General features: G+C 72.4%; 2 protein-coding genes. Both read left to right on the plus strand.

All coding sequences use genetic code 11. From position 1 onward, the window contains the following. The first annotated feature begins 43 nt into the window (after positions 1-43). Positions 44-7,369, plus strand: coding sequence for an amino acid adenylation domain-containing protein (locus ACFVZW_RS32320; RefSeq protein WP_384528937.1), 7,326 nt, complete (start codon positions 44-46; stop codon positions 7,367-7,369). After that, positions 7,369-25,552: non-ribosomal peptide synthase/polyketide synthase (locus ACFVZW_RS32325; RefSeq protein WP_384528934.1), on the plus strand; the 18,184-nt coding region annotated here is incomplete at its 3' end. The genes ACFVZW_RS32320 and ACFVZW_RS32325, both read left to right, overlap by 1 nt.

Raw genomic sequence — 25,552 nt, forward strand, 5'->3', positions numbered from 1 at the left:
GATCACTGCGGTGGGTGATGTGGATGCGGATGGTTCGGGGGTGGTGCCGTTTGGTGGTCCGGTGGCCAATACGCGGATGTTTGTGCTGGATGAGTCTTTGTGTCCGGTGGCTCCGGGTGTGGCTGGTGAGTTGTATGTGGGTGGGGTGCAGTTGGCGCGTGGATATGTGGGGCGTGCGGGGCTGACTGCTGAGCGGTTTGTGGCTGATCCGTTTTCGTCGGGTGGGGGACGGCTTTATCGCACGGGTGATGTGGTGCGGTGGACGGCCGGGGGTGAGCTGGTTTTTGTGGGGCGTGCGGATGAGCAGGTGAAGATCCGTGGGTTCCGTATCGAGCCGGGTGAGGTCCGGTCGGTGGTGGCGGGTTGTCCGGGTGTCGGGCGGGCGGCTGTGGTGGTGCGTGAGGAGGTTGTGGGGGATCCGCGTCTGGTCGCCTATGTGGTGGCGGGCGGGGAGTCGTCTGTTGATCTTCCGGTTCGCGTGCGTGAGTTCGTGGCTGGTCGGCTTCCGGGGTACATGGTTCCGTCGGCGGTCGTGGTCCTGGACGTGCTGCCGTTGACGGTGAACGGCAAGCTCGACCACAAGGCCCTGCCGGCGCCCGAGTACGCCACCACCGACAGCCGAAGCCCGTCCACGCTCCAGGAAGAACTGCTGTGCGGCGTCTTCGCACAGGTCCTCGGACTTGAGGAAGTGGGCGTCGACCACGACTTCTTCGCCCTCGGCGGGCACTCCCTCCTCGCCGTCCGCCTGATCAGCCGTATCCGTTCGGTCCTCGGCCTCGAAGTGCCCCTGCGGACCCTCTTCGAGGCACCGACCGTCGCCGCTCTCGCCGGCCGCCTCGCCGGCGCCGTGACCGCACGTACCGCGCTCACGGCCGGTCAGCGCCCGGAGCGGATCCCCCTCTCGTTCGCCCAGCGCCGCCTGTGGTTCATCGGCCAGCTCGAGGGCCCGAGCGCCACCTACAACGTGCCGGTGTCCCTGCGCCTTTCAGGAGGTGTCGATCGCGACGCGCTCGGCGCGGCCCTGCGTGACGTGATCGGGAGGCACGAGGTACTGCGTACGGTCTTCGACGTCGCGGACGGTGAGCCGTACCAGCGGATCCTGGACCTGGAGGACCTGGCCTGGGAGCTGTCGGTCGCCGAGGTGGCCCCGGCGGATCTGGCCGCCGCGATCGGGGAGGCCGAGAAGTACGCCTTCGACCTCTCGGTCGAGGCACCGATCCGTACCTGGCTGTTCGACGCCGGTCCCGACGAGCAGGTGCTCGTCGTCGTCGTCCACCACATCGCCGGTGACGGCTGGTCCATGGGACCGCTCGCCCGTGACGTCTCGGTCGCCTACGCGGCACGCCGCGAGGGCCGGGCACCCGAGTGGGAGCCGCTGCCGGTCCAGTACGCCGACTACGCGCTCTGGCAGCGCGAGCTGCTCGGCGACGAACGGGACGCGGACAGTCTGATCTCCGGCCAGGTCGCCCACTGGCGCCAGGCGCTGGCCGACGCTCCGGTCGAGCTCGAGCTGCCGTTCGACCGGCCGCGCCCGACGGTCGCGTCCCACCTGGGCCACAGCGTTCCGCTGAGCGTCCCCGCCGAGGTGCACGGCCGGCTCGTCGAGGTGGCGCGTGCCGAGGGCGTGACCACGTTCATGGTGCTGCAGGCCGCGCTGGCGATGCTGCTCTCGAAGCTGGGGGCGGGGACCGACATCCCGATCGGCTCGGCGAACGCGGGCCGTACGGACGAGGCCCTGGACGACCTCATCGGCTTCTTCATCAACACCTTGGTCGTCCGCGCGGACCTGTCCGGTGACCCGACCTTCCGCGAGGTCCTCGACCGGGTCCGTGAGAAGAGCCTGGCGGCGATGGCCCACCAGGACGTGCCGTTCGAGAAGCTGGTGGAGGAACTGGCCCCCGCCCGTTCGATGGCCCGGCACCCGCTCTTCCAGACCGTCCTCACCCTGCAGAACACGATCGATGCCGTGCTCGACCTGCCCGGAGTACGGACGGGCGCGGCGCCCGCCGCGGCCGACGAGGCGGCTTCGGGTCGTACGGCGGTCAAGTTCGACCTGGACGTCATGGTCACCGAGGCCTTCGACACCGACGGCGCCCCGGCCGGCCTCGGCGGCTCGGTCACCGTCGCCGCCGACCTGTTCGACGCCGTATGGGCGGGCAGGATCGCCGACGCGTGGGCCACACTCCTGGATCTCCTGTCGCACGACCCGGGCCGGCGCCTCAGCACCCTTGAGGTGCTGGCTGAGGACGAGCGTCGGCGGGTGCTGGTCGGCTGGAACGACACGGCGTCGGATGGTTCGGCGGGGCTTGTGCACGAGCTGTTCGAGGCGAGGGCCGCGGCCGCGCCGGATGCGGTGGCGGTCGTGTCGGAGGGTTCCGGTGTCTCGTATGGGGAGTTGGATGCGCGGGCGAATCGGATTGCGCATTACCTGATCGGTCAGGGCATCGGTGCGGAGTCGGTGGTGGGTCTGTGTCTGCCGCGTGGTGTGGACATGGTCGCGGGCATTCTGGGTGTGTGGAAGGCGGGTGCGGGTTACCTGCCGGTGGATCCGGCGCAGCCGACGGACCGGATCGCGTTCATGCTGCGGGACAGCCGGGCCGCGCTGGCGCTGACGACCGAGGAGATCCTGGACGAGCTGCCGGCCGGCCGTTCGCGTCTGGTTGCGATCGACGACACGTTCGTGGAGATGCAGCTGGCGGCGGCCTCGACCGATCGTCCCGGGCGTCGTGTCGCGTCGGAGTCTTTGGCGTATGTCATCTACACCTCGGGTTCGACGGGTCAGCCCAAGGGTGTGGCTGTGACTCATGGCGGTCTTGCGAACTATGTGGGATCCGTTCCCGAGCGGGTGGGCTTTGGTCGGCCCGGCGCGCGGTACGCGCTGCTGCAGGCGCAGGCGACGGACCTCGGCAACACCGTGGTCTTCGCCAGCCTCGCGACCGGTGGTGAGCTGCATGTTCTCGATGAGGGTGCGGTCACTGATCCGCGGGCGGTGGCGTCGTATCTCTCCGAGCACCGGATCGATCACTTCAAGGCGGTGCCTTCTCACCTGGCCGCGCTGTCGGCGGCTGGTGGTGTGGAAGGCGTCCTGCCGACCGGGTCGCTGGTTCTGGGTGGTGAGGCTGCCTCGCCGGTGTGGCTGCGGGAGCTGCTGGCCGCTGCCGGTGAGCGTGAGGTCCACAACCACTACGGGCCGACCGAGACCACGATCGGTGTCGCCACGGCACGGCTGACCCCGGAGCGGGTCGCCGGGGAGGCGGTGCCGGTCGGATCTCCGATCGCCAACACCCGCTTCTACCTGCTGGACGCGTACCTGCAGCCGGCTCCGATCGGAGTGGTCGCGGATCTGTATGTCTCGGGTGCGCAGTTGGCGCGTGGCTACCTGGGGCGTGGGGCTCTGACGGCCGAGCGGTTCGTGGCCAACCCCTACGAGCCCGGGATGCGGATGTATCGGACGGGTGACCGGGCGAAGTGGACGGCGGACGGCCAGGTGGTCTTCCTGGGCCGGGCCGACGACCAGGTCAAGATCCGCGGCTTCCGTATCGAGCCGGGTGAGGTGCAGGGTGTGCTGACCGGGCATCCGCTGGTGGACCAGGCCGCCGTGGTCGCCCGTGAGGACGTCCCGGGCGACCGCAGGCTCGTCGCCTATGTCGTTCCGAACGACCGGTACGAGGGCGGTGATGAGCTTCCGGCGTCTGTTCGGCAGTTCGTGGGGCAGCGGCTGCCGGAGCACATGGTGCCGTCGGCGGTCGTGGTCCTGGACGGGCTGCCGCTGACGGGCAACGGCAAGCTGGACCGCAAGGCCCTGCCCGCACCTGACCTCGCGGCTGTCGCGGGGGCGGGCCGGGCCCCGGCAGACGTGCGCGAGGAGATCCTCTGCGCCGCGTTCGCCGAGGTCCTGGATCTGGAGAGCGTCGGCGTCGACGACGACTTCTTCGAGCTGGGCGGCCACTCGCTGGTGGCCGTACGCCTCGTCGAGATCCTGCGGGGGCGCGGCGTCTCCGTCTCCGTGCGCACCCTGTTCGACAACCCGACCGTGGCATCGCTCGCCGCGTCCGCCGGTACGGAGCAGGTCGTCGTCCCCGACAACCTCATCCCGGCCGGAGCCACCGAGATCACGCCCGCCATGCTGCCGCTCGTCGAACTGACCGTGGACGAAGTCGCCGTGGTGGTCGCCTCCGTCGACGGCGGCGCGGCCAACGTGAAGGACGTCTACCCGCTCGCCCCGCTCCAGGAGGGCCTGCTCTTCCACCACCGGCTGGCGGACGGCGGCGACGACGCGTACGTCATGCCGGCGGTCCTCGAGTTCGACTCGCGGGCCCGGCTCGACGCCTTCACCGACGCGCTGCGGCGGGTGGTGGAGCGGCACGACATCTACCGGACCTCCTATGTGTGGGAGGGGTTGCGCGAGCCCGTGCAGGTGGTGTGGCGCGAGGCCCCTCTGGCCGTGACGGAGGTCGTCCTGGACCCGCACGGCACCGACCCGGTCGCCGAACTCGTCGAGGCGGGCGGTGCTCGCATGGACCTGGGCCGGGGCCCGCTGATCGACCTGCACGTCGCGGCAGTCCCCGCAGGGACCGAACCGGAGCACTGGTTCGCGCTCATCCGCGCCCACCACATGGTGCGCGACGGCACGGCCCTCGAAGTGCTTCTGGAGGAGGTCACCGCCTTCCTCGACGGTCGCGGCGACCAGCTGCCCGAGCCGCTGCCGTTCCGCAACTTCGTCGCCCAGGCGCGCGGCGGCGTGGCCCTCTCCGAGCACGAGCGGTACTTCGCCGAGCTGCTCGGCGACGTCACGGAGCCCACGGCCCCCTTCGGCCTGACGGATGCGCGCGGCGACGGCGCCTCGCTCGCCCGGGCCCGTGTCGCGGCCGCCCCCGAACTGGCGGGGCGGCTGCGGGAAGTGGCGCGGCGGGCGGGCGTCAGCGCGGCGACCGTGCTGCACGTGGCCTGGGCCCGGGTCCTGGCCGCGGTCAGCGGCCGGCAGGACGTGGTGTTCGGCACGGTCCTGTTCGGCCGTATGAACGCGGGCGTCGGGGCCGACCGGGTGCCGGGCCCGTTCATCAACACGCTTCCCGTACGTGTTCCCACGGCCCGGCTCGGCGTGCTCGGGGCGATCACCGCGATGCGCGGCCAGCTCGCCCGGCTCCTGGAGCACGAGCACGCGCCGCTGGTCGTGGCGCAGCGTGCAGCCGACCTGGAGGGTGACACCCCCCTGTTCACCGCCTGCCTCAACTACCGGCGGAGCATCGGCGAGGACCTGGACGAACGCTGGAACGCGTCCCTGCCGGGCACCAGGCTGCTGTTCACCCGCGAGCGAACCAACTATCCGCTCGCCCTGCTCGTCGACGACGACGGCGACGGCCTGGAGCTGATCGTCGACGCCGTCGCCCCGATCGACCCGGCCACCGTCGCCGCCCTGGTCCGCACCGCCGTCGAGGAACTGGTGGACGCCGCCGAGCAGGCCCTGGACGGCGCGGCCGACCTGCCGCTGAGCACGGTCGGTGTGCTGGTCGGCGACGAGCGCCACCGGGTCCTCACCGAGTGGAACGACACGACGGCGGACGTGGCGCCCGCGACGGTGCCCGAGCTGTTCGCGGCGCGGGTCCGTCAGTCGCCGGACGCGGTCGCCGTGGCCTCCGACGGCGCCGAGCTGACGTACGCGGAGCTGGACGCCCGGGCCAACCGGCTCGCCCGGTTCCTGACCGGGCGGGGTGTCGGCCCCGAGTCGGTGGTCGCGGTGGTGCGGGAGCGCGGTGTCGAGCTGATCGTCACCCTCATCGGCATCCTCAAGGCGGGCGGCGCCTATCTGCCCGTCGACCCGGAGTACCCGGCGGAGCGCATCGCGTTCATGCTGAGGGAGTCGGGCGCGGTGGCGGTCCTGGCGTCGGCGCTGTGCGCGCCGGTCGTCCCGGGCGACACCGAGGCGCCGGTCCTCGTCCTCGACGATCCGGATCTCGCGACGGAGATCGGGGCGCTGGACGCCGGAGTCCTCGACGAAGCGGATCGGAGCGGCCGGCTGCGGCCCGCCCATCCCGCGTACATGATCTTCACTTCGGGTTCGACGGGCCGGCCCAAGGGTGTGATCGTCACGCACACCGGCGTCGCCAGTCTGGTGACCGCACAGATCGAGCGGTTCGATGTCGGCGCCGGCAGCCGGGTCCTCCAGTTCGCCTCGCCGGGCTTCGACGCGGCGACCTGGGAACTCGTCATGGCGCTGTGCTCGGGCGCCCGCCTGGTGGTGGCGCCCGCCGAGACGCTGCTCCCGGGCGGCGGACTCGCCGAACTCGTGGCGCGCCAGGGGGTCACGCACGCCACACTGCCGCCCGCCGTCCTGGCCGTACTGGAACCCGAGGACCTCGCCCCGGTCACCACCCTGGTGTCGGCCGGTGAGGCGCTCGGCGGCGAACTGGTCGCCCGCTTCTCGCGCGGCCGCCGCTTCGTCAACGCGTACGGCCCGACCGAGACGACCGTGTGCGCGACCATGTCGGACGCGCTCGACGAAGACGACGACCGGCCCGGCATCGGCACGCCGATCACCAACTCCCGGGTGTACGTGCTCGACGAGAGCCTCAACCCGGTCCCCGCCGGCGTGGACGGCGAGCTGTACGTCGCGGGCGCCGGGCTCGCCCGCGCCTATGTGGGCCGCCCCGCACTGACCGCCGAGCGATTCGTGGCCTCGCCCTTCGACGGGGCGGGCGAGCGGCTCTACCGCACGGGCGACCGGGTGCGCTGGACATCCGACGGCCGGCTGGTGTTCGCCAGCCGCGTCGATGACCAGGTCAAGATCCGAGGCTTCCGTGTCGAGCCGGGGGAGGTCCAGGCCGTCCTGGCCGCTCATCCCGGCGTGAAGCAGGCCGCCGTCGTCGTCCGAGAGGACGACACGGGCGGCAGGCGCCTGGTCGGCTACGTCGTTCCCGCCGCATCCGACGGGAACGAACTGGACGCCGACGTACGGCAGTTCGCCGAGAGGCGGCTGCCCGCGCACATGGTGCCCTCCGCCTTCGTCGTCCTCGACGCCCTGCCCCTGACACCCAACGGCAAGGTGGACCTCAGGGCCCTGCCCGACACCGGACCCGTCGCGCGCACCGGCCGCGCGCCCGCCACCGAGCGGGAGAAGGTCCTGTGCGCGGCGTTCGCCGAGGTCCTCGGTCTGACGGACGTGGGCGTCGACGACGACTTCTTCGCCCTCGGCGGGCACTCCCTGCTCGCCGCCCGCCTCACGAGCCGTCTGCGAACGGTGCTCGGGGTCGAGGTGCCCCTGCGGGTGCTCCTCAGTGCGCGGACGGTGTCCGGGCTCGTACGACAGCTTGGAAATGTGAGCTCTGCTAGGCCCGCGCTGCGGCCGATGCGTAACCAGGAGGAGTCCTGATGATCCCGTTGTCATTCGCGCAGCGTCGGCTGTGGTTCATCTCCCAGTTGGAGGGGCCGAGTTCCGCCTACAACATCCGCGTCGCGCAACGCCTGACAGGCGCCGTGGACCCCGAAGCGCTCGACGCCGCCCTGCGGGACGTCATCGGCCGCCACGAGATCCTGCGCACCGTGTACGGCGTCGCGGCCGGTGAGCCCTACCAGCGCGTCCTGAAGGCCACCGACCTGGACTGGCGCCTGACGGCCGCCGACGTCCCCCCGGCCGACCTGGACGGGGAGATCGCGGCCGCCGTCGGCCACGCCTTCGACCTGACCGCCGAACTCCCCGTCAGGGCGTGGCTGTTCACCACGGCACCCGACGAGCACGTGCTCGTCATGGTCGTCCACCACATCGCGGGCGACGGCTGGTCCATGGGACCGCTGGCCCGTGACCTGTCCACGGCCTACGCGTCCCGCACCAAGGGCACGCCCCCGGCCTGGGAACCGCTGGCCGTGCAGTACGCCGACTACGCACTGTGGCAGCGCGAGCTCCTCGGCGACGAGAGCGACCCGGAAAGCCTGTTCTCCCGGCAGACCGCTCACTGGCGCTCGGCACTCGCGGACGTGCCGGAGGAGCTGCGGCTGCCGTACGACCGGACCCGCCCGGCCGTCCTCGGGCACACCGGCCACACGGTTCCCTTCGAGCTGCCCGCTCCGGTCCACGCGCGCCTCGCCGAGATCGCGCTGGCCGAAGGCGTCACCCTGTTCACCGTGCTTCAGGCCGCGCTCGCCGTGACCCTGTCCCGGCTCGGCGCGGGCACCGACATCCCGATCGGCTCCGTCAACGCGGGCCGCGGCGACGAGGCACTCGACGACCTGGTCGGCTTCTTCGTCAGCACCCTCGTGGTGCGCACCGACCTGTCGGGCGACCCGACGTTCCGTGAACTCCTCGCCCGTGTCCAGGAAGCGAGCCTGTCGGCCTTCGAGCACCAGGACGTTCCCTTCGAGAAGCTGGTCGAGGAGCTCGCCCCGACCCGCTCCCTGGCCAGGCACCCGCTGTTCCAGGTCATGCTGATGCTCCAGAACACCGGCGACGCGGCCCTCCGACTGCCGGGCGTCCACGCCGAGCCGGTGCCCACCGGCAACTCCGCCGCCAAGTTCGACCTGGAGGTCGGGGTCGGCGAGACGTTCGAGGAGAGCGGCGCCCCGGCCGGGCTGCGCGGCTCCCTCATCGGCGCCGCCGACCTGTTCGACGCCGAATCCGTACAGGGGATCGCCGACCGGCTCGCCCGCGTCGCCGAGGCCCTCGCCGCCGACCCCGGCACCCGCGTCGGCGACGTACGGCTCCTGGACGACGCCGAACTGCACCAGGTCCTCTCCGAATGGAACGACACCGACACGAACGTCCCGGCCGCCACGCTGCCGGACCTCTTCGAGGCCCAGGTGGCCCGTACCCCCGACGCGATCTCCCTCGTCGACGGCGAGGACTCGTACACCTACGCCGAACTCGACTCACGCGCCGACCAGTTGGCGCACCTCCTCGCCGACCGCGGCGTCGGCCCCGAGGCGGTCGTCGCCGTCGTGATGGAGCGCGGAGCGGACCTGGTCGCGTCGCTGCTCGCCGTGGTCAAGGCCGGCGGCGCCTATCTGCCGGTCGACCCGGAGTACCCCGAAGAGCGCATCGCCCACATGCTCGCCGACGCGCGCCCCGTCTGCGTGCTCACCGACCTCGCCTGCGCCCCCGCGATACCCCCGACCGACACGTCCGTGATGGTCCTCGACGGCGAGCTCGCCACGTGCGAAGCGGCCACACGGCTCGGCCGCGCGGCCCTGCTCCCGCAGCACCCCGCGTACGTCATCCACACCTCCGGCTCGACCGGCCGCCCCAAGGGCGTCGTCGTCGGCCACCAGGCCCTCGTCAACCACCTGTACGCCGCCGCCGAGCGCGTGCCGCTCGGCGCGGGCGACCGACTGGTCGCCGTCACCACGGTCTCCTTCGACATCGCGGCCCTGGAACTCTTCCTGCCGCTCGTGGGCGGAGCCACCGTCGTCCTCGCCGACCGTGACACCGTCCGGGACCCCCACGCCCTCCTCGACCTCGTTCGTACCAGCGGCGCGACCGCCCTGCAGGCCGTACCCTCCCTGTGGCGCGCGCTCCTGGACGCAGGTGACTGGCCCGCATCCGCACGCGCCCTCGTCGGCGGCGAGGCCATGCCCCAGGAACTGGCCGCCGAGCTGCACGCCATCGGCGCGCGTGCCGTGAACCTGTACGGGCCCACCGAAGCCACCATCTGGGCCACCTCCGCCCCGGTCACCGAAGGCCCCGTCCTCATCGGCCGGCCCTTCGCCAACACCCGCGCCTACGTCCTCGACGACCGGCTGCGGCCGGTGGCCCCCGGCGCCACGGGAGAGCTCTACCTCGCGGGCGCCCAGCTGGCCCGCGGATACCTGGGCCGAGCTGCCCTGACCGCCGAACGGTTCGTCGCATCCCCGTTCGTCCCCGGCGGGCGGCTCTACCGCACCGGCGACGTCGCCCGCATCCGTCCCGGCGGCGCCCTGGAATGCCTGGGCCGCACCGACGGCCAGGTCAAGGTCCGCGGCTTCCGGATCGAGCTGGGCGAGGTCGAGGCCGTCCTCGAACGCCACGCCCGGGTCGCCCGCGCCGTCGCCGTCGTCCGCGAGGACGCCCCGGGCGACGCCCGGCTCGTGGCCTACACGACACCCGTCAGTGGAGAGGAGGGAGAACTCGATGGCGCAGAGCTACGAGCCCACGTGGGCGCGAGCCTGCCGGGTTACATGGTGCCGTCTGCGGTGCTGGTGCTGGACACACTGCCGCTGACCGCCAACGGGAAGCTCGACCGCAAGGCCCTGCCCGCGCCCGACTACGCCACGAGCGCGGGCAGGGGCCCGGCCGACCTGCGCGAGGAGCTGTTGTGCGCGGTCTTCGCCGAGGTGCTCGGCCTGGCGAACGTCGGCGTCGACGACGACTTCTTCGCCCTCGGCGGCCACTCGCTGCTGGCCGTTGAACTCACGGGCCGGGCCCGGGCCGTCCTGGGCATCGACGTGCCCGTGCGCGCGCTGTTCCAGACCCCGACCCCGGCCGGCCTCGCCGCCTCGGCGAACACCATCCGGATCGCCGTCCCCCCCAACCTGATCCCGGCGGACGCGACCGCGATCACCCCCGGGATGCTGCCGCTTGCCGATCTGACCGCCGACGAGATCGCCGCCGTCGTCGCCACCGTCGACGGCGGCGCGGCGAACGTCGCCGACATCTACCCGCTCGCCCCCCTCCAGGAAGGCCTGCTCTTCCACCACCTGCTCGCCGACGGCGGCCAGGACGCCTACGTCCAGCCCACCGTCCTCGCCTTCGACACGAGGGAGCGGCTGGACGCGTTCACCGACGCGCTGCGCCGCGTCGTGGAGCGCCACGACATCCTGCGCACCTCCCTCGTGTGGGAAGGCCTGCGCGAGCCGGTCCAGGTCGTATGGCGCGACGCCGCCCTGCCCGTCACCGAGGTCACCCTCGACGGAGACGACGACCCCGTCGAGCAGCTGCTCGCCCTGGGCGGCACCGCCATGGACCTGACCCGGGCCCCGCTGCTCGGACTGCACGTCACGGCCGACCCCGCCGGAGGCCGCTGGCTCGCCCTCGTCCGGGCCCACCACGCGGTGCAGGACCATGAGGCCCTCGCGGTCGTCCTCGACGAAGTACGGGCCTTCCTCGCGGGGCGCGGAGCAGAACTGCCCGAGCCCGCCCGCTTCCGCGGCTTCGTGGCCCGGATCCGTACGGGCCTCCAAGGCGCCGACCACGAGACGTACTTCGCCGAACTGCTCGGCGACGTCACCGAACCCACCGCTCCCTACGGCCTGATGGACGTACGCGGCGACGGTGCCGGATCGTCCCGGGCCCGCCTCCCCATCGCACCCGAACTCACCCGCCGCCTGCGCGACGTCTCCCGCAGCCTCGGCGCGAGCCCCGCCACCGTCCTGCACCTCACCTGGGCCCGCGTCCTGGCCTCCGTCAGCGGCCACGACGACGTGGTCTTCGGCACCGTCCTGTCCGGGCGCATGAGCGCCCCCGCCGGCGGCGGTCAGGCTCCGGGCCCGTACGTCAACATGCTGCCCGTGCGCGTGCGCACCGGCGAACTCGACGCCCGCGCCGCGCTGTCCGCGCTCCGCGAGCAGCTCGCCCGGCTCGTCGAGCACGAGCACGCGCCGCTCGCCACCGCCCAGCGGGCCGGTGGTGTCACCGGCGACACGCCCCTGTTCACCTCCCTGTTCAACTACCGGCGCGGCGCCGGCGGCGACCAGGAACTCGACGGCATTCGCACCCTCCTCGCCCGGGAACGCTCCAACTACCCCCTCGCCGTCTCCGTCGACGACAACGGCGAGACGCTCTCGCTCGCCATGGACGCGCGCGACCCCGTCGACCCGCACGACGTCGGTGCCCTGCTGCGCACCGCCCTCGCCGGGGTCCTCGACGACCTCGACGCCGGCACGGCCCGCCCGCTCGCCGCGATCGACGTCCTCGACGACGACCGCTGCCACCAGGTCCTCACCTCATGGAACGACACCGCCACCGAGGTGCCACCCGCCACCGTCCCCGAACTGTTCGAGGCCCAGGCCGCACGCACCCCCGACGCGGTCGCCGTCACCGCCGACGGCCACTCCCTCTCCTTCGCCGAACTCGACGCGCGCGCGAACCAGTTGGCGCGCCTGCTTGTCGAGCGGGGGATCGGACCCGAGTCCGTCGTCGGCGTGTGCCTGGAACGCGGCATCGAACCGGTCGTCGCCCTCCTCGCCGTCCTCAAGGCCGGCGGCACCCACCTGCCCGTCGACCCGGACTACCCGGCCGACCGCATCGCGTACATGGTCGAGGACGCGGCCCCCGCCGTCATCCTCGCCACCACCGCCACGGCCACCACCCTCCCGTGGGGCGACGCCCCCGTGCTCGTCCTCGACCGGGCGGCGCTCGACGGCGTCGACGACGGCCCCCTCGGCGTGGCGATCCGCCCCGACCACCCCGCGTACGTCATCTACACCTCGGGATCGACCGGCCGCCCCAAGGGCGTCGCCGTGCCCCACAAGGGCCTCGCCAACCTCGCCGCCTTCCAGCGCACCGGGGTCATCACACGCTCCGGGCCGCGCATGCGCGTCGCCCTGACGTACTCCCTGTCCTTCGACGCGTCCTGGGAGCTGCTCCTCTGGATGGTCGCGGGCCACGAACTCCACGTCGTGCCCGACGACGTGCGCCGCGACAGCACCGCCCTGGCGCGCTATGTCGACGACGCCCGCATCGACCTCATGGCCGTCACCCCCGTCCAGGCCGAACAGCTCCTCGACGAGGGCCTCCTCGGCGCCGGTGTGCACCGCCCCCGCGCGCTGCTCCTCGGCGGCGACGCCGTCGGCAGCGCCCTGTGGCAGCGGCTGCGGGCCGCCGAAGGAACCCTCGGCCTCAACTTCTACGGCCCGACCGAAGCCACCGTGCACGTCCTGTGCCACGACACCGAGCAGGGTGGGAGCCCGCTGATCGGCCGCCCCCTGCCGAACACGCGCGCCTACGTCCTCGACGCCAGGCTCCGGCCCGTCCCGGTGGGCGTCGTCGGTGAACTGTACGTTTCGGGCGCAGGACTGGCCCGCGGCTACGTGCACCGCGCGGGCCTGACCGCCGAACGCTTCGTCGCCTCCCCCTTCGACCCGGGACAGCGGATGTACCGCACCGGCGACCTGGTGCGCCAGGACGCCGAGGGCCGTGTCGAGTACCTGGGCCGCGCCGATGACCAGGTCAAGATCCGCGGCTACCGCATCGAGCCCGGTGAGGTGGAGGCCGCCGCCGCCGCGCACCCGGACGTCACCCAGGCGGCGGTCGTCGCCCGTGAGGACACCCCGGGTGACAGGCGGCTCGTCGCCTACGTCGTACCCGCCGACGGTGCCACCGAGATCACATCCGACGTACGGGAGTTCATCGCGGCCAGGCTCCCCGAGCACATGGTGCCCGCCGCCGTCGTCGCGCTGGACGCCCTGCCTCAGTCCGTCAACGGCAAGCTCGACCGCGCCGCCCTGCCCGCACCCGTGTACACGGCGAGCGCGGGACGTGGCCCGGTCACCGTCCACGAGGAACTGCTGTGCGGAGTGTTCGCCCAGGTCCTCGGCGTACCGGCGGTGGGCGTCGACGACGACTTCTTCGCACTCGGCGGCCACTCGCTGCTCGCCACCCGGCTCATCAGCCGGGTACGCGCCGTGCTCCGCGTCGAGGTGCCGCTGCGGACCCTGTTCGAGGCGCCCACGGTCGCCGCGCTCGCGGCCCGCCTCGGGGACGCCGCCCCGTCCCGCACCGCGCTCGCCCCGGCCACGCGACCCCGGCGCGTCCCGCTCTCCTTCGCCCAGCGCCGCCTGTGGTTCGTCGGCCAGCTGGAGGGCCCCAGCGCCACCTACAACATCCCGGTCGCGCTACGGCTCACGGGCGCGCTCGACAGGGACGCGCTGGGCGCGGCCCTGCGCGACGTGATCACGCGCCACGAGGTGCTGCGGACCGTCTTCGCGGCGGCCGAAGGGGAGCCGTACCAGCGGATCCTGGACCCTGCCGGCCTGGACTGGGCGCTGACGGTGGCCGACGTGCCCCCGCAGGACCTGGACCGCGCGATCCGCGAGGCCCTCGGCCACCCCTTCGATCTCTCGTCCGAAACACCCATCAGGGCAAGGCTGTTCGCAACGGGAACCGACGAGCACGTGCTCGTCCTGGCGGTCCACCACATCGCGGCCGACGGTTGGTCGATGGAGCCGCTGGCGCGTGACCTGTCGGTCGCGTATGCGGCGCGCCGTGAGGGCCGGGCGCCCGAGTGGGAGCGGCTGCCGGTCCAGTACGCGGATTACGCGCTGTGGCAGCGGGAGCTGTTGGGCGAGGAGTCCGACGAGGACAGCCTGCTCACGCGTCAGGTCGCCTACTGGCGGAAGGCGTTGGAAGGGGTGCCGGAAGAGCTGGAGCTGCCGGCGGACCGGGTGCGGCCGGTGGTGCCGTCGCACCTGGGGCACAACATTCCGCTGACCGTTCCGGCGGAGGTGCACGGGCGGCTCGTCGAGGTGGCGCGTGCCGAGGGTGTGACCACGTTCATGGTGCTGCAGGCCGCACTGGCGATGCTGCTCTCGAAGCTGGGGGCGGGGACCGACATCCCGATCGGCTCGGCGAACGCGGGCCGTACGGACGAGGCGCTGGACGACCTCATCGGCTTCTTCATCAACACCCTCGTCATACGCACCGACCTGAGCGGCGACCCGACCTTCCGTGACGTCCTCCGACGCGTCCGCGAGACGAGCCTGTCCGCGTTCGCGCACCAGGACGTTCCCTTCGAGAAGCTCGTGGAGGAGTTCGCGCCGACGCGCTCGCTGGCGCGTCACCCGCTCTTCCAGGTCATGCTGAAGGTGCAGAACACCGGTGAGGCCGTCCTCGCTCTGCCGGACGTGCATGCCGCCGGCTTCCCGGCCGGAGCCTCGACCGCCAAGTTCGATCTCGACGCGTCGGTGTCGGAGGTGTTCGACGATGCCGGTGCGCCGGCGGGGCTGCGTGGTTCGGTGGTGGCGTCGGCGGATCTGTTCGACGTGGAGACGGCCGAGGGTCTCGTGGCTCGTTGGGTGCGGGTGCTGGAGCTGCTGACCGCTGACCCGGGGCTGTCGCTGAGTGCGCTGGATGTTCTGGGTGAGGGCGAGCGGCGGGTTCTGGCTGCGTGGAACGACACGTCTGTGCCGGTGGGTGCGGGGTCGTTGCCGGAGTTGTTTGCGGTGCAGGTGGTTCGTGCGCCGGATGCGGTTGCGGTGGTGGCGGGTGAGGTGTCGCTGTCGTATGCGGAGTTGGATGCGCGGGCGAATCGTTTGGCGCGGCTTCTTCGGGCTCGGGGTGTTGGTTCCGAGTCGGTGGTGGGGGTGTGTCTGGAGCGGGGTGCGGATCTGATTGTCGCGCTGCTTGCGGTGCTGAAGGCCGGTGGTGCTTATCTGCCGGTGGATCCGGAGTATCCGGCGGACCGGATCGCGTACATGGTGGGGGACGCGGCGCCCGCGGCGGTGGTCGCCACCACCAAGACCTCCGATGTGCTGGCCGCGACCGACGCGGCTGTGGTCCTCCTGGACGACGCGCACACAGTGACGACGTTGGCGGGTCTTGATGACAGTGCGCTGGATGTGGTGGTGCTGCCCGAGCATCCGGCGTATGTGATCTACACCTCGGGTTCGACGGGCCGTCCGAAGGGCGTGGTGGTCCCGCATCGCGGTGCGGTGAGCCTGTGTGAGGGCCACGGCCGGACGGTGTTCGCCACGGACGGAGAGCCACTGCGGGTCGCGTTGACGACATCGGTGTCCTTCGACGCCTCCTGGAACCAGCTCTCGGCCCTGTTCACGGGTCACGAACTGCACGTGGCGGACGCGGAGACCTGGCTGGACGCGGGACGTCTGGTGACGTGGATGCATGCGTCGAGTGTCGACTTCGCCGAGATCACCCCCTCGTACCTCCAAGTGCTCGTGGACGAGGGCCTGTTCGAAGGGAAGCGGCACCCCTCGCGCATCGGCGTGGGCGGTGAGGCCACTCCCGCGCGACTGTGGGAGCGGCTGCGGTCGCTGGACGGGGTGGAGGGCTTCAACTTCTACGGTCCGACCGAGGCGACGGTCGACACCACGATCGCCCGGCTCTCGGACTCGGCCGAGGTCGTCGTCGGTCGTCCCGTGGCCAACGCCCGCGTCCACGTTCTCGACGAGGCTCTGCGGACCGTCCCGGTCGGCGTCGCCGGCGAGCTGTACGTGTCGGGCACGGGTGTGGCCCGCGGCTATGTGAACCGCCCGGGCCTGACCGCGGAGCGGTTCGTCGCCTCGCCCTTCTCGGTCTCGGGTGAGCGGATGTACCGCTCCGGGGACCGTGTGACGTGGACGGCTGAGGGACAGCTGGTGTTCCTGGGCCGTACGGACGATCAGGTCAAGGTCCGTGGATTCCGGATCGAGCCCGGCGAGGTCCAGGCCGCGGTCGCCGCGCATCCGCAGGTTGCGCAGGCCGCCGTGGTCGTACGGGAGGACACGCCGGGGGACAAGCGCCTGGTCGCCTACGTCGTCACCACTGGCGAGCTTGTCGATTCCGTGGCGGAGTTCGTGGCCGCCGGCCTGCCCGAGTACATGGTTCCGTCGGCGGTCGTGGTCCTGGACGCGCTGCCGCTGACCGCCAACGGCAAGCTGGACCGCAAGGCGCTGCCGGCTCCCGAGCACAGGACGACCGCCGGAGTGCGCGGTCCGTCCAATCCACGCGAGGAGATCGTGTGTGCCGCCTTCGCCGAGGTCCTCGGTGTGGAGAGCGTCGGGGTCGATGACGACTTCTTCCAGCTCGGAGGCCAGTCGCTTCTCGCCATCCGACTTGTCGCCCTCCTGCACAAGCACGGTGTCTCCGTCTCCGTGCGGGCCTTCTTCCAGGCCCCGACCCCGGCCGGGCTCGCCGCTGCGGTGGGTGCCGTCCAGGTGGAGGTGCCGGGCAACCTGATCCCGGCGGGTGCCACCGCGATCACGCCGGAGATGCTGCCGCTCGTCGACCTCACGGCCGACGAGATCGCGACCGTCGTCGCGACTGTGGACGGGGGCGCGGCCAACGTCGCCGACGTCTACCCGCTCGCCCCGCTCCAGGAGGGCCTGCTCTTCCACCACCTCCTCGCGGAGGGCGGCGACGACGCGTACGTCCTGCCCACGGTCCTGGAGTTCGACTCCAGGGCGCGGCTCGACGCGTTCACGCTCGCCCTACGCCAGGTGGTGGAACGCCACGACATCTACCGGACCTCCATCGTGTGGGAGGGCCTGCGCGAGCCGGTCCAGGTCGTGTGGCGCCACGCCACCCTGCCCGTCATCGAGGTCACCCTCGACCCCGAGGACGGCGAAGGCGGTGACCCGGTCGATCAGCTGCTCGCGGCGGGCGGCCTGTCGATGTCCCTGGACCGTGCGCCGCTGCTCGGCCTGCATGTCGCGGCCGTGCCCGGCGGCGACGGCCGCTGGCTGGGGCTCCTGCGGGCGCACCACCTGGTGCGCGACCACACCGCCCTCGAGATCGTCTTCAACGAGGTGCAGGCGATCCTCGCCGGCCGAGGGCGGGAGCTGCCGGAGCCGCTGCCGTTCCGCACCTTCGTGGCCCGCACGCGCGCCACGGGCTCCCGCGCAGGGCACGAGCGGTACTTCGCCGACCTGCTCGGCGACGTCACCGAACCCACCGCACCCTTCGGCGTCGCGGACGTGCGCGGCGACGGCAGTGCCTCCGTACGTGAAGTGGTGCCGTTCGCGGACGAGTTGACCCGGCGCCTGCGCGAGGTCTCGCGGCGCCTCGGCGCCAGCCCGGCAACGGTCCTGCACGTCGCCTGGGCCCGGGTCCTGGCCGCTGTGTCCGGCCGCACGGACGTGGTGTTCGGCACCGTCCTGTTCGGCCGCATGAACGCGGGCGAGGGCGCCGACCGGATCCCCGGCCCGTACATGAACACACTGCCCGTCCGCGTCCGCACGGACGCCGGCGGGGTCCGCGCCGCCGTCTCCGCGATGCGCGGGCAGCTGGCGCAGCTCCTGGAGCACGAGCACGCCCCGCTCGCCGTGGCCCAGCGGGCCAGCGGCGTCACCGGTGACACCCCGCTGTTCACCGCCCTGTTCAACTACCGCCACCACACCGACAACTCCGACGGAACCGCCCCGCGAGGCGAGCTGCCGGGCATCACGCTGCGCTTCGCCGAGGAGCGGGACAACTTCCCGCTCGCGCTCTCCGTCGACGACCACGGCGACGGCATCGAGCTGGCCGTCGACGCGGTCGCCCCGGTCGACTCGCACATGGTCGGCGGCCTGATGCGCACCGCCGCCCACAATCTGGTGGCCGCGCTCGAATCGGCCCTCGACGACGGCCGGGACGTGCCGCTCAGTTCCGTCCAGGTCCTGGACGAGGCCGGGCTGCGCCAGGTGCTCGACGCGTGGAACGACACGGCGGCCGAGGTCCCCGACGCCACCGCGGTCGCCCTCTTCGAGGCCCACGCGGCCCGCACCCCGGACGCGATCGCCCTCGTCGCCGACGGCGCAGAGGTGACGTACGCCCAACTGGAGGCCCGCGCCAACCAGACTGCACGCCACCTCGTGAGTCTGGGCGTCGGCCCCGAGTCGGTCGTGGCGCTCTGCCTGGAGCGCGGCGCCGACCTGGTCACCGCGGTCCTCGCCGTGCTGAAGGCGGGCGGCGCCTATCTGCCCGTCGACCTCGACTACCCGGCCCAGCGCATCGCGTACATGCTCGGTGACGCCGCCCCCGTGGCGGTCATCGCCTCCACGGGCACGGTCGCGGCCGTGCCGGAGTCGGACGCGCGACTCGTCGTCCTGGACGACGCGGAGCTCGACGGCCTGGCGGACGGTCCGCTGGGCACGCCGATCCGGCCCGAGCACCCCGCGTACGTCATCTACACCTCGGGCTCGACCGGCCGCCCCAAGGGCGTCGTCCTGACCCACGCCGGATTCACCAACACCATCGCGGGCCTCGCCCGCTTCGAGGCCGGTCCGGGCTCGCGGGTGGCGCAGTTCGCCTCGGTGAGCTTCGACATCTTCTGCCTGGAATGGTCTCTTGCCCTCACCTGCGGCGCGACCCTCGTGGTCGTCCCGGCCCACCGTCGCCTCGGCGCGGACCTGGCGGCGTTCCTCGCCGAGCAGGCCGTCACGCACGCGACGCTGCCGCCCGCCGTCCTGGCGGGCCTGGAGGACGGGGCGATCGGCGCGGACGTCGTTCTCGAGGTCGGCGGCGAGGCCTCCTCGCCCGAGCTGATCGAGCGCTGGGCACACGGCCGGACCATGTACAACACATACGGCCCGACCGAGACCACCGTCGACGCCACCGTGTGGCGCTGCGAGCCGGGCGTCACGGACGTCCCGATCGGCACGCCCATCGGCAACACCCGCACCTACGTGCTCGACACCTCGCTCTCGCCCGTCCCGGTGGGAGTCGCCGGCGAGCTGTACGTCGCCGGCGCCGGCCTGGCCCGCGGCTACCTGGGCCGCCCGGCCCTGACCGGCGAACGGTTCGTCGCCGACCCGTTCTCCCGCACCGGCGACCGGCTCTACCGCACCGGAGACCTGGCGCGCTGGAGCCCGGACGGCCGGCTGCAGTACCTGGGCCGCGTCGACGACCAGGTCAAGGTGCGCGGCTTCCGCATCGAGCTGGGCGAGGTCCAGTCCGTCGTCGCCGCCCATCCGGCCGTCGACCGGGCCGTCGTCGTCGTCCGAGAGGACACACCCGGCGACAAGCGCCTGGTCGCCTACGCCGTTCCGGCCGAGGACCACCGGGCACCGGCCACCGACATCCTCGGATTCGCGGCCGACCGGCTGCCCGCCCACATGGTCCCGTCCGCCGTCGTCGTCCTCGACGCGCTGCCCCTGACCGCCAACGGCAAGCTGGACCGCAAGGCCCTGCCCGCCCCGGCCTACGCCGACGGCGGCAGCACCGCGCGCGGTCCGGCCACCCTCCAGGAGGAGATCCTGTGCGGGGTGTTCGCGCAGGTCCTCGGGGTGCCCTCGATCGGCGTCGACGACGACTTCTTCGCGTACGGCGGCCACTCGCTGCTCGCGGTCCGGCTCATCAGCCGCGTCCGCACCGTGCTCGGTGTGGAGGTGCCGCTGCGCACCCTCTTCGAGGCCCCGACCGTCGCCGCGCTCGCCGCCCGGCTCACCGGCGTCGGAGCGGCCCGGACCGCCCTGACCCGGATGGAGCGGCCGGCCCGCACTCCGCTCTCCTTCGCCCAGCGCCGCCTGTGGTTCATCGGCCAGCTGGAGGGACCCAGTTCCACCTACAACATCCCGATGGGGCTGCGGCTGACCGGCGCCCTGGACCGCGCGGCGCTCGGAGCGGCCCTGCGGGACGTGATCGGCCGGCACGAGGTGCTGCGCACCCTGTTCCCGGTCGCCGACGGCGAGCCGTACCAGCAGGTCGTCGACCTCGACGAGCTGGCGTGGGAGCCGCAGGTGGCGCGGGTCGCCGAGGAGGACCTGGCGGCCGCGGTCGCCGAGGCGGCGGAGCACGTCTTCGACCTCGCCGTCGAGGTCCCCGTGCGCGCCACGCTGCTCGAGCTGGCGCCCGAGGAGCACGTCCTCGTCGTGGTGGTGCACCACATCGCCACCGACGGCTGGTCCACCGGTCCACTGGCCCGGGACATGTCCGTCGCCTACGCGGCCCGCCGCGAGGGCCGGACACCGGTCTGGGAGCCGCTGCCGGTCCAGTACGCCGACTACGCGCTGTGGCAGCGCGAGCTGCTCGGCGACGAGCGCGACCCCGAGAGCGTGATGGGTCGGCAAGTGGCTCACTGGCGAAGCGCGTTGGAGGGATCCCCGGAAGAGCTGGAGCTGCCCTTCGACCACACCCGCCCAGCCATCGCCTCGCACCGGGGCCACAGCGTCCCGGTCGACATCCCGGCCACGGTGCACGCCCGCCTCGTGGACGTGGCCCGCGCCGAGGGCGTCACCGCGTTCATGGTGCTCCAGGCGGCGCTGTCCATGCTGCTGTCCCGCCTGGGCGCCGGCACCGACGTCCCGATCGGCTCGCCCAACGCCGGACGCACCGACGAGGCGCTCGACGACCTGATCGGCTCCTTCGTCAACACCCTCGTGCTGCGTACGGACGTGTCCGGCGACCCGACGTTCCGCGAGGTCCTCGGCCGCGTACGGGAGCGGAGCCTGGCGGCCTTCGCCCACCAGGACGTGCCCTTCGAGCGGCTCGTCGAGGAGCTCGCGCCGAGCCGCTCCATGGCCCGGCACGCCCTCTTCCAGGTCATGCTCACCCTGCAGAACACCGCCGAGGCCGTCCTCGAACTGCCCGGCCTCGACGCCAGGGCACTGACCACCGGCGCCTCCAAGGCCAAGTTCGACCTGGACGTCATCGTCGGCGAGGCATTCGACGACAGCGGCCACCCCGCCGGGGTGCGGGGCTCCGTCACCGCCGCCGCCGACCTGTTCGAACCCGCCACCGCCGAGCGGCTCGTCGCCTGCCTGACCCACGTCCTCGACGCGCTGACCGCCGAGCCGGACACCCGCCTCAGCGCGGTCCCGGTCCTCGACGACGCCGAGCGCCACCGGCTCCTGCTCGAGTGGAACGACACCGCCACCGACATCGCGCCCACCACGGTGCCGGAGCTGTTCGCCGCGCACGTGGCGCGCACCCCGGACGCGGCAGCCGTCGTCGCCGACGGTGCCGAGCTCACGTACGCCCAACTGGACGCTCGCACGAACGCGTTGGCTCACCAGCTGGTGCGGCGGGGAGTCGGCCCCGAGTCGGTCGTCGCGGTCTGCCTGGAGCGAGGCACCGACCTCATGGTGGCGCTGCTCGCCGTCCTGAAGGCCGGGGGCGCGTACATGCCGATCGACCCCGAGTACCCGGCCGACCGGATCGCCTACATGCTCGGCGACGCCGCACCGGCCCTGGTCCTCGCCTCGGCGGACACGGCCGGCAGGATCCCCGTCGAGACGCTGCTCATCGAGGAGGGCGGCGCCGCGGCGGACGGACCGCCGCGCGTCGACCTCGAGGTGACCCACCCCGCGTACGTGATCTACACCTCGGGCTCGACAGGCCGCCCCAAGGGAGTCCTCGTCTCCCACACCGGCATCGCCGGCCTCGTCGCGGGCCACGTCCGCCACCTGGGCGTCGGCCCCGGCGCCCGGGTCGCCCAGTTCGCCTCCGCGAGCTTCGACACCTTCGGCTGGGAGTGGCTCATGGCCCTCCTGTCCGGGTCGGCCCTCGTGGTCGTCCCGCGCGAGAAGCGCCTCGGCGACGCCCTGCCGGCCTTCCTGGCCGAGCAGCGTGTCACCCACGCCACCCTGCCGCCCGCCGTCCTCGCCACCCTCGACGAGAACAGCATCGACCCGGACACCGTCCTCGTCGTCGCGGGCGAGGCCTGCCCGCCCGACGTCATGGCACGCTGGGCGCGCGGCCACCGGCTCTTCAACTCGTACGGGCCCACCGAGACCACCGTCGACGCCACCCTGTGGCCGTGCGACCCGGAATCCGCCGAGGTCGCCATCGGCACCCCCGTGCTCGACACCGAGGTGTACGTCCTGGACGAATACCTCGCGCCCGTCCCCGTCGGCGTCGCGGGCGAGATGTACGTCAGCGGCGTGGGCCTCGCCCGCGGCTACCTGGGCCGCCCCGACCTGACGGCCCAGCGCTTCGTCGCCTCCCCCTTCACGCCGGGCGAGCGGATGTACCGCACCGGCGACCGGGCCAAGTGGACGGCGGCGGGACAGCTCGTCTTCGCCGGCCGCACCGACGACCAGGTCAAGATCCGCGGCTTCCGCATCGAACCGGGCGAGATCCAGGGCGTCCTGACCAGCCACCCGCTGGTCGCCCAGGCCGCGGTGGTCGTCCGCGAGGACAGCCCCGGCGACAAGCGGCTCATCGCCTACGTCGTACCCTCCTCCGAGGAAGGGGCGACCTGGTCGCCGTCCACCACGGCGTCGCTCCTCGCCCTCGCGGCCGACCGACTGCCCGAGTACATGGTCCCGTCCGCCGTGGTCGCCCTCGACGCCCTGCCACTGACGGTCAACCGCAAGCTCGACCGCAAGGCCCTGCCCGCCCCCGACTACTCGGCAGGCACGGCGGCGGCCGGACGGGGCCCGTCCAACATCCGCGAGGAACTCCTCTGCGGCGTGTTCGCCCAGGTCCTCGGCGTGCCCGGGGTCGAGGTCGACGACGACTTCTTCGCCCTCGGCGGCCACTCGCTCCTCGCGGTGCGCCTGGCCAGCCGGGTGCGTGCGGTCCTCGGCGTGGACCTCGACATCCGGGTCCTGTTCGACGCCCCGACCGTCGCCGGTCTCGCCGCCGAACTGGACGGAGCCGGCGAGGCCCGCCTCGCGCTCACCGCGGGCGAGAGGCCGGAGCGGGTGCCGCTCTCCTTCGCCCAGCAACGCCTCTGGTTCATCCGCCAGTTGGAGGGAGCGAGTGCCACCTACAACATCCCGGTCGCCCTGCGCATGGCCGGCGACATCGACGTCCGGGCCGTCGGACACGCCCTGCGCGACGTGATCGGTCGCCACGAGGTCCTGCGCACCGTGTACCCGACGGCCGACGGCCAGCCGTACCAGCGCGTCCTGCCCCTCGACGAGGTGGACTGGCGGCTCGCGGTCACCTCGGTCGCGCCGGAAGCCCTGACCGACGCGGTGAAGGAGGCCTCGGAGTACGAGTTCGACCTGGCGGCCGACGTCCCGATCCGGGCCTGGCTGTTCGAGACCGGGGCAGACGAACGAGTCCTGCTCGTCGTCGTCCATCACATCGCCGGAGACGGCTGGTCCTGGACGCCGATGGCGAACGACCTGACCACCGCCTACGCGGCGCGCGTCGCGGGCCGCGTCCCGGAGTGGGAGCCGCTGCCGGTCCAGTACGCCGACTACGCGCTCTGGCAGCGCGAGCTCCTCGGCGACGAGAACGACCCGGAGAGCCTGATCTCCCGCCAAATCACTCACTGGCGGACGGCGTTGGCCGGATCGCCCGAGGAGCTGGTCCTCCCCGTCGACCGGACACGGCCCGCCGTCGCCTCCCACGAGGGGCACGCCGTACCCCTGGAGATCCCGGCCGAGGTGCACGCGCAGCTGGCGAAGGTGGCCCGCGCCGAGGGCGTGACCACGTTCATGGTCCTCCAGGCCGCGCTCGCCATGACCCTGTCGCGCCTCGGGGCGGGCACCGACATTCCGATCGGCTCCGCGAACGCGGGCCGCACGGATGTCGCGCTGGATGATCTGGTGGGCTTCTTCATCAACACCCTGGTCCTGCGCACCGACCTGTCGGGCGACCCGACGTTCCGCGAGGTCCTGGGCCGGGTGAGGAAGACGAGCCTGTCGGCCCTCGCCCACCAGGAGGTGCCGTTCGAGCGGCTCGTGGAGGAGCTGGCGCCGTCGCGGTCGATGGCTCGACACCCGTTGTTCCAGGTCCAGTTGGACCTCCAGAACAACGCCGAGGCCATCCTCGACCTGCCGGGCGTGCGAGCCGGCGGGATGTCGGCCGGGACCTCGATGGCCAAATTCGACCTGGAGGTCGGCCTCGGCGAGATGTTCGACGAGGACGGCGCCCCAGCGGGCCTGCGAGGCTCCGTCACCGCGGCGGCTGACCTGTTCGACCGGACGACGGTGGAGGGCTTGGGCGAGCGCTTCGTTCGTGCCCTGGGCTCGCTGGTCGCGGCGCCTCGTACGCGGCTGAGCTCACTGGATGTGCTGGGTGACGTCGAGCGGCGTCGGGTGTTGGTGGAGTGGAATGACACGGCTGCCGATCTGGGGTCGGTGTTGGTGCCGGGGTTGTTTGCGGCGCAGGTGGTGCGGACTCCGGATGCGGTGGCTGTGGTCGGGGGCGGTGAGTCGGTTTCGTATGCGGAGCTGGACGCCCGTGCGAACCGTTTGGCCGGGTATCTGGTCGGTCAGGGGGTGGGTGCGGAGTCGGTGGTGGGTCTGTGTCTGCCGCGTGGTGTCGATGCGGTGGTGGCGGTTCTCGCGGTGTGGAAGGCGGGGGCTGGGTATCTGCCGATTGATCCGGAGTATCCGGCGGAGCGGATCGGGTTCATGCTGGCGGATTCGGGTGCGGTGTTGACGCTGACGACCGAGGAGATCCTTGGTGATCTGCCGGCCGGTCGGAACCGGTTCGTGGCGCTGGATGGCGCGCTGGTCCGGATGCAGCTGGCGGCCGTGTCAGCAGAGCGGCCGGCCGTGGATGTGGACCCGCAGTCGCTCGCGTACGTCATCTACACCTCGGGTTCGACGGGCCGGCCGAAGGGTGTGGCTGTCACTCATGGTGGTCTGGCGAACTATGTGGCCTGGGCGGTGGGCGCCTACCGGATGGCTCAGGGCGGTGGCGGTGCTCCTCTGCACTCGTCCCTGGCTTTCGATCTGACGGTGACCAGTGTTCTGGTGCCGCTGGTGTCCGGCTCCGCCGTGGTGGCGAGTGAGGTTGGTGGCGCCGAGGGGGTGGCGGAGCTGATCCGGGAGCCTGGTGGTTTTGGTCTGGTCAAGGCCGTTCCTGCTCACCTGCCGCTGCTGGTGGAGATGCTCGACGACGCTTCGGTCGCTTCTTCCGCGCGTACCTGGGTTGTGGGTGGTGAGGCTCTGCCCGGTGTGGTGGTTCGTGACTGGCTGTCGCGGGCTCCGGGGTCGGTGGTCGTGAATGAGTACGGGCCGACGGAGGCGGTGGTCGGGTGCTGTGTCTTCGAGA

The sequence above is a fragment of the Streptomyces sp. NPDC059567 genome, assembly GCF_042735655.1.
GTDB lineage: Bacteria > Actinomycetota > Actinomycetes > Streptomycetales > Streptomycetaceae > Streptomyces.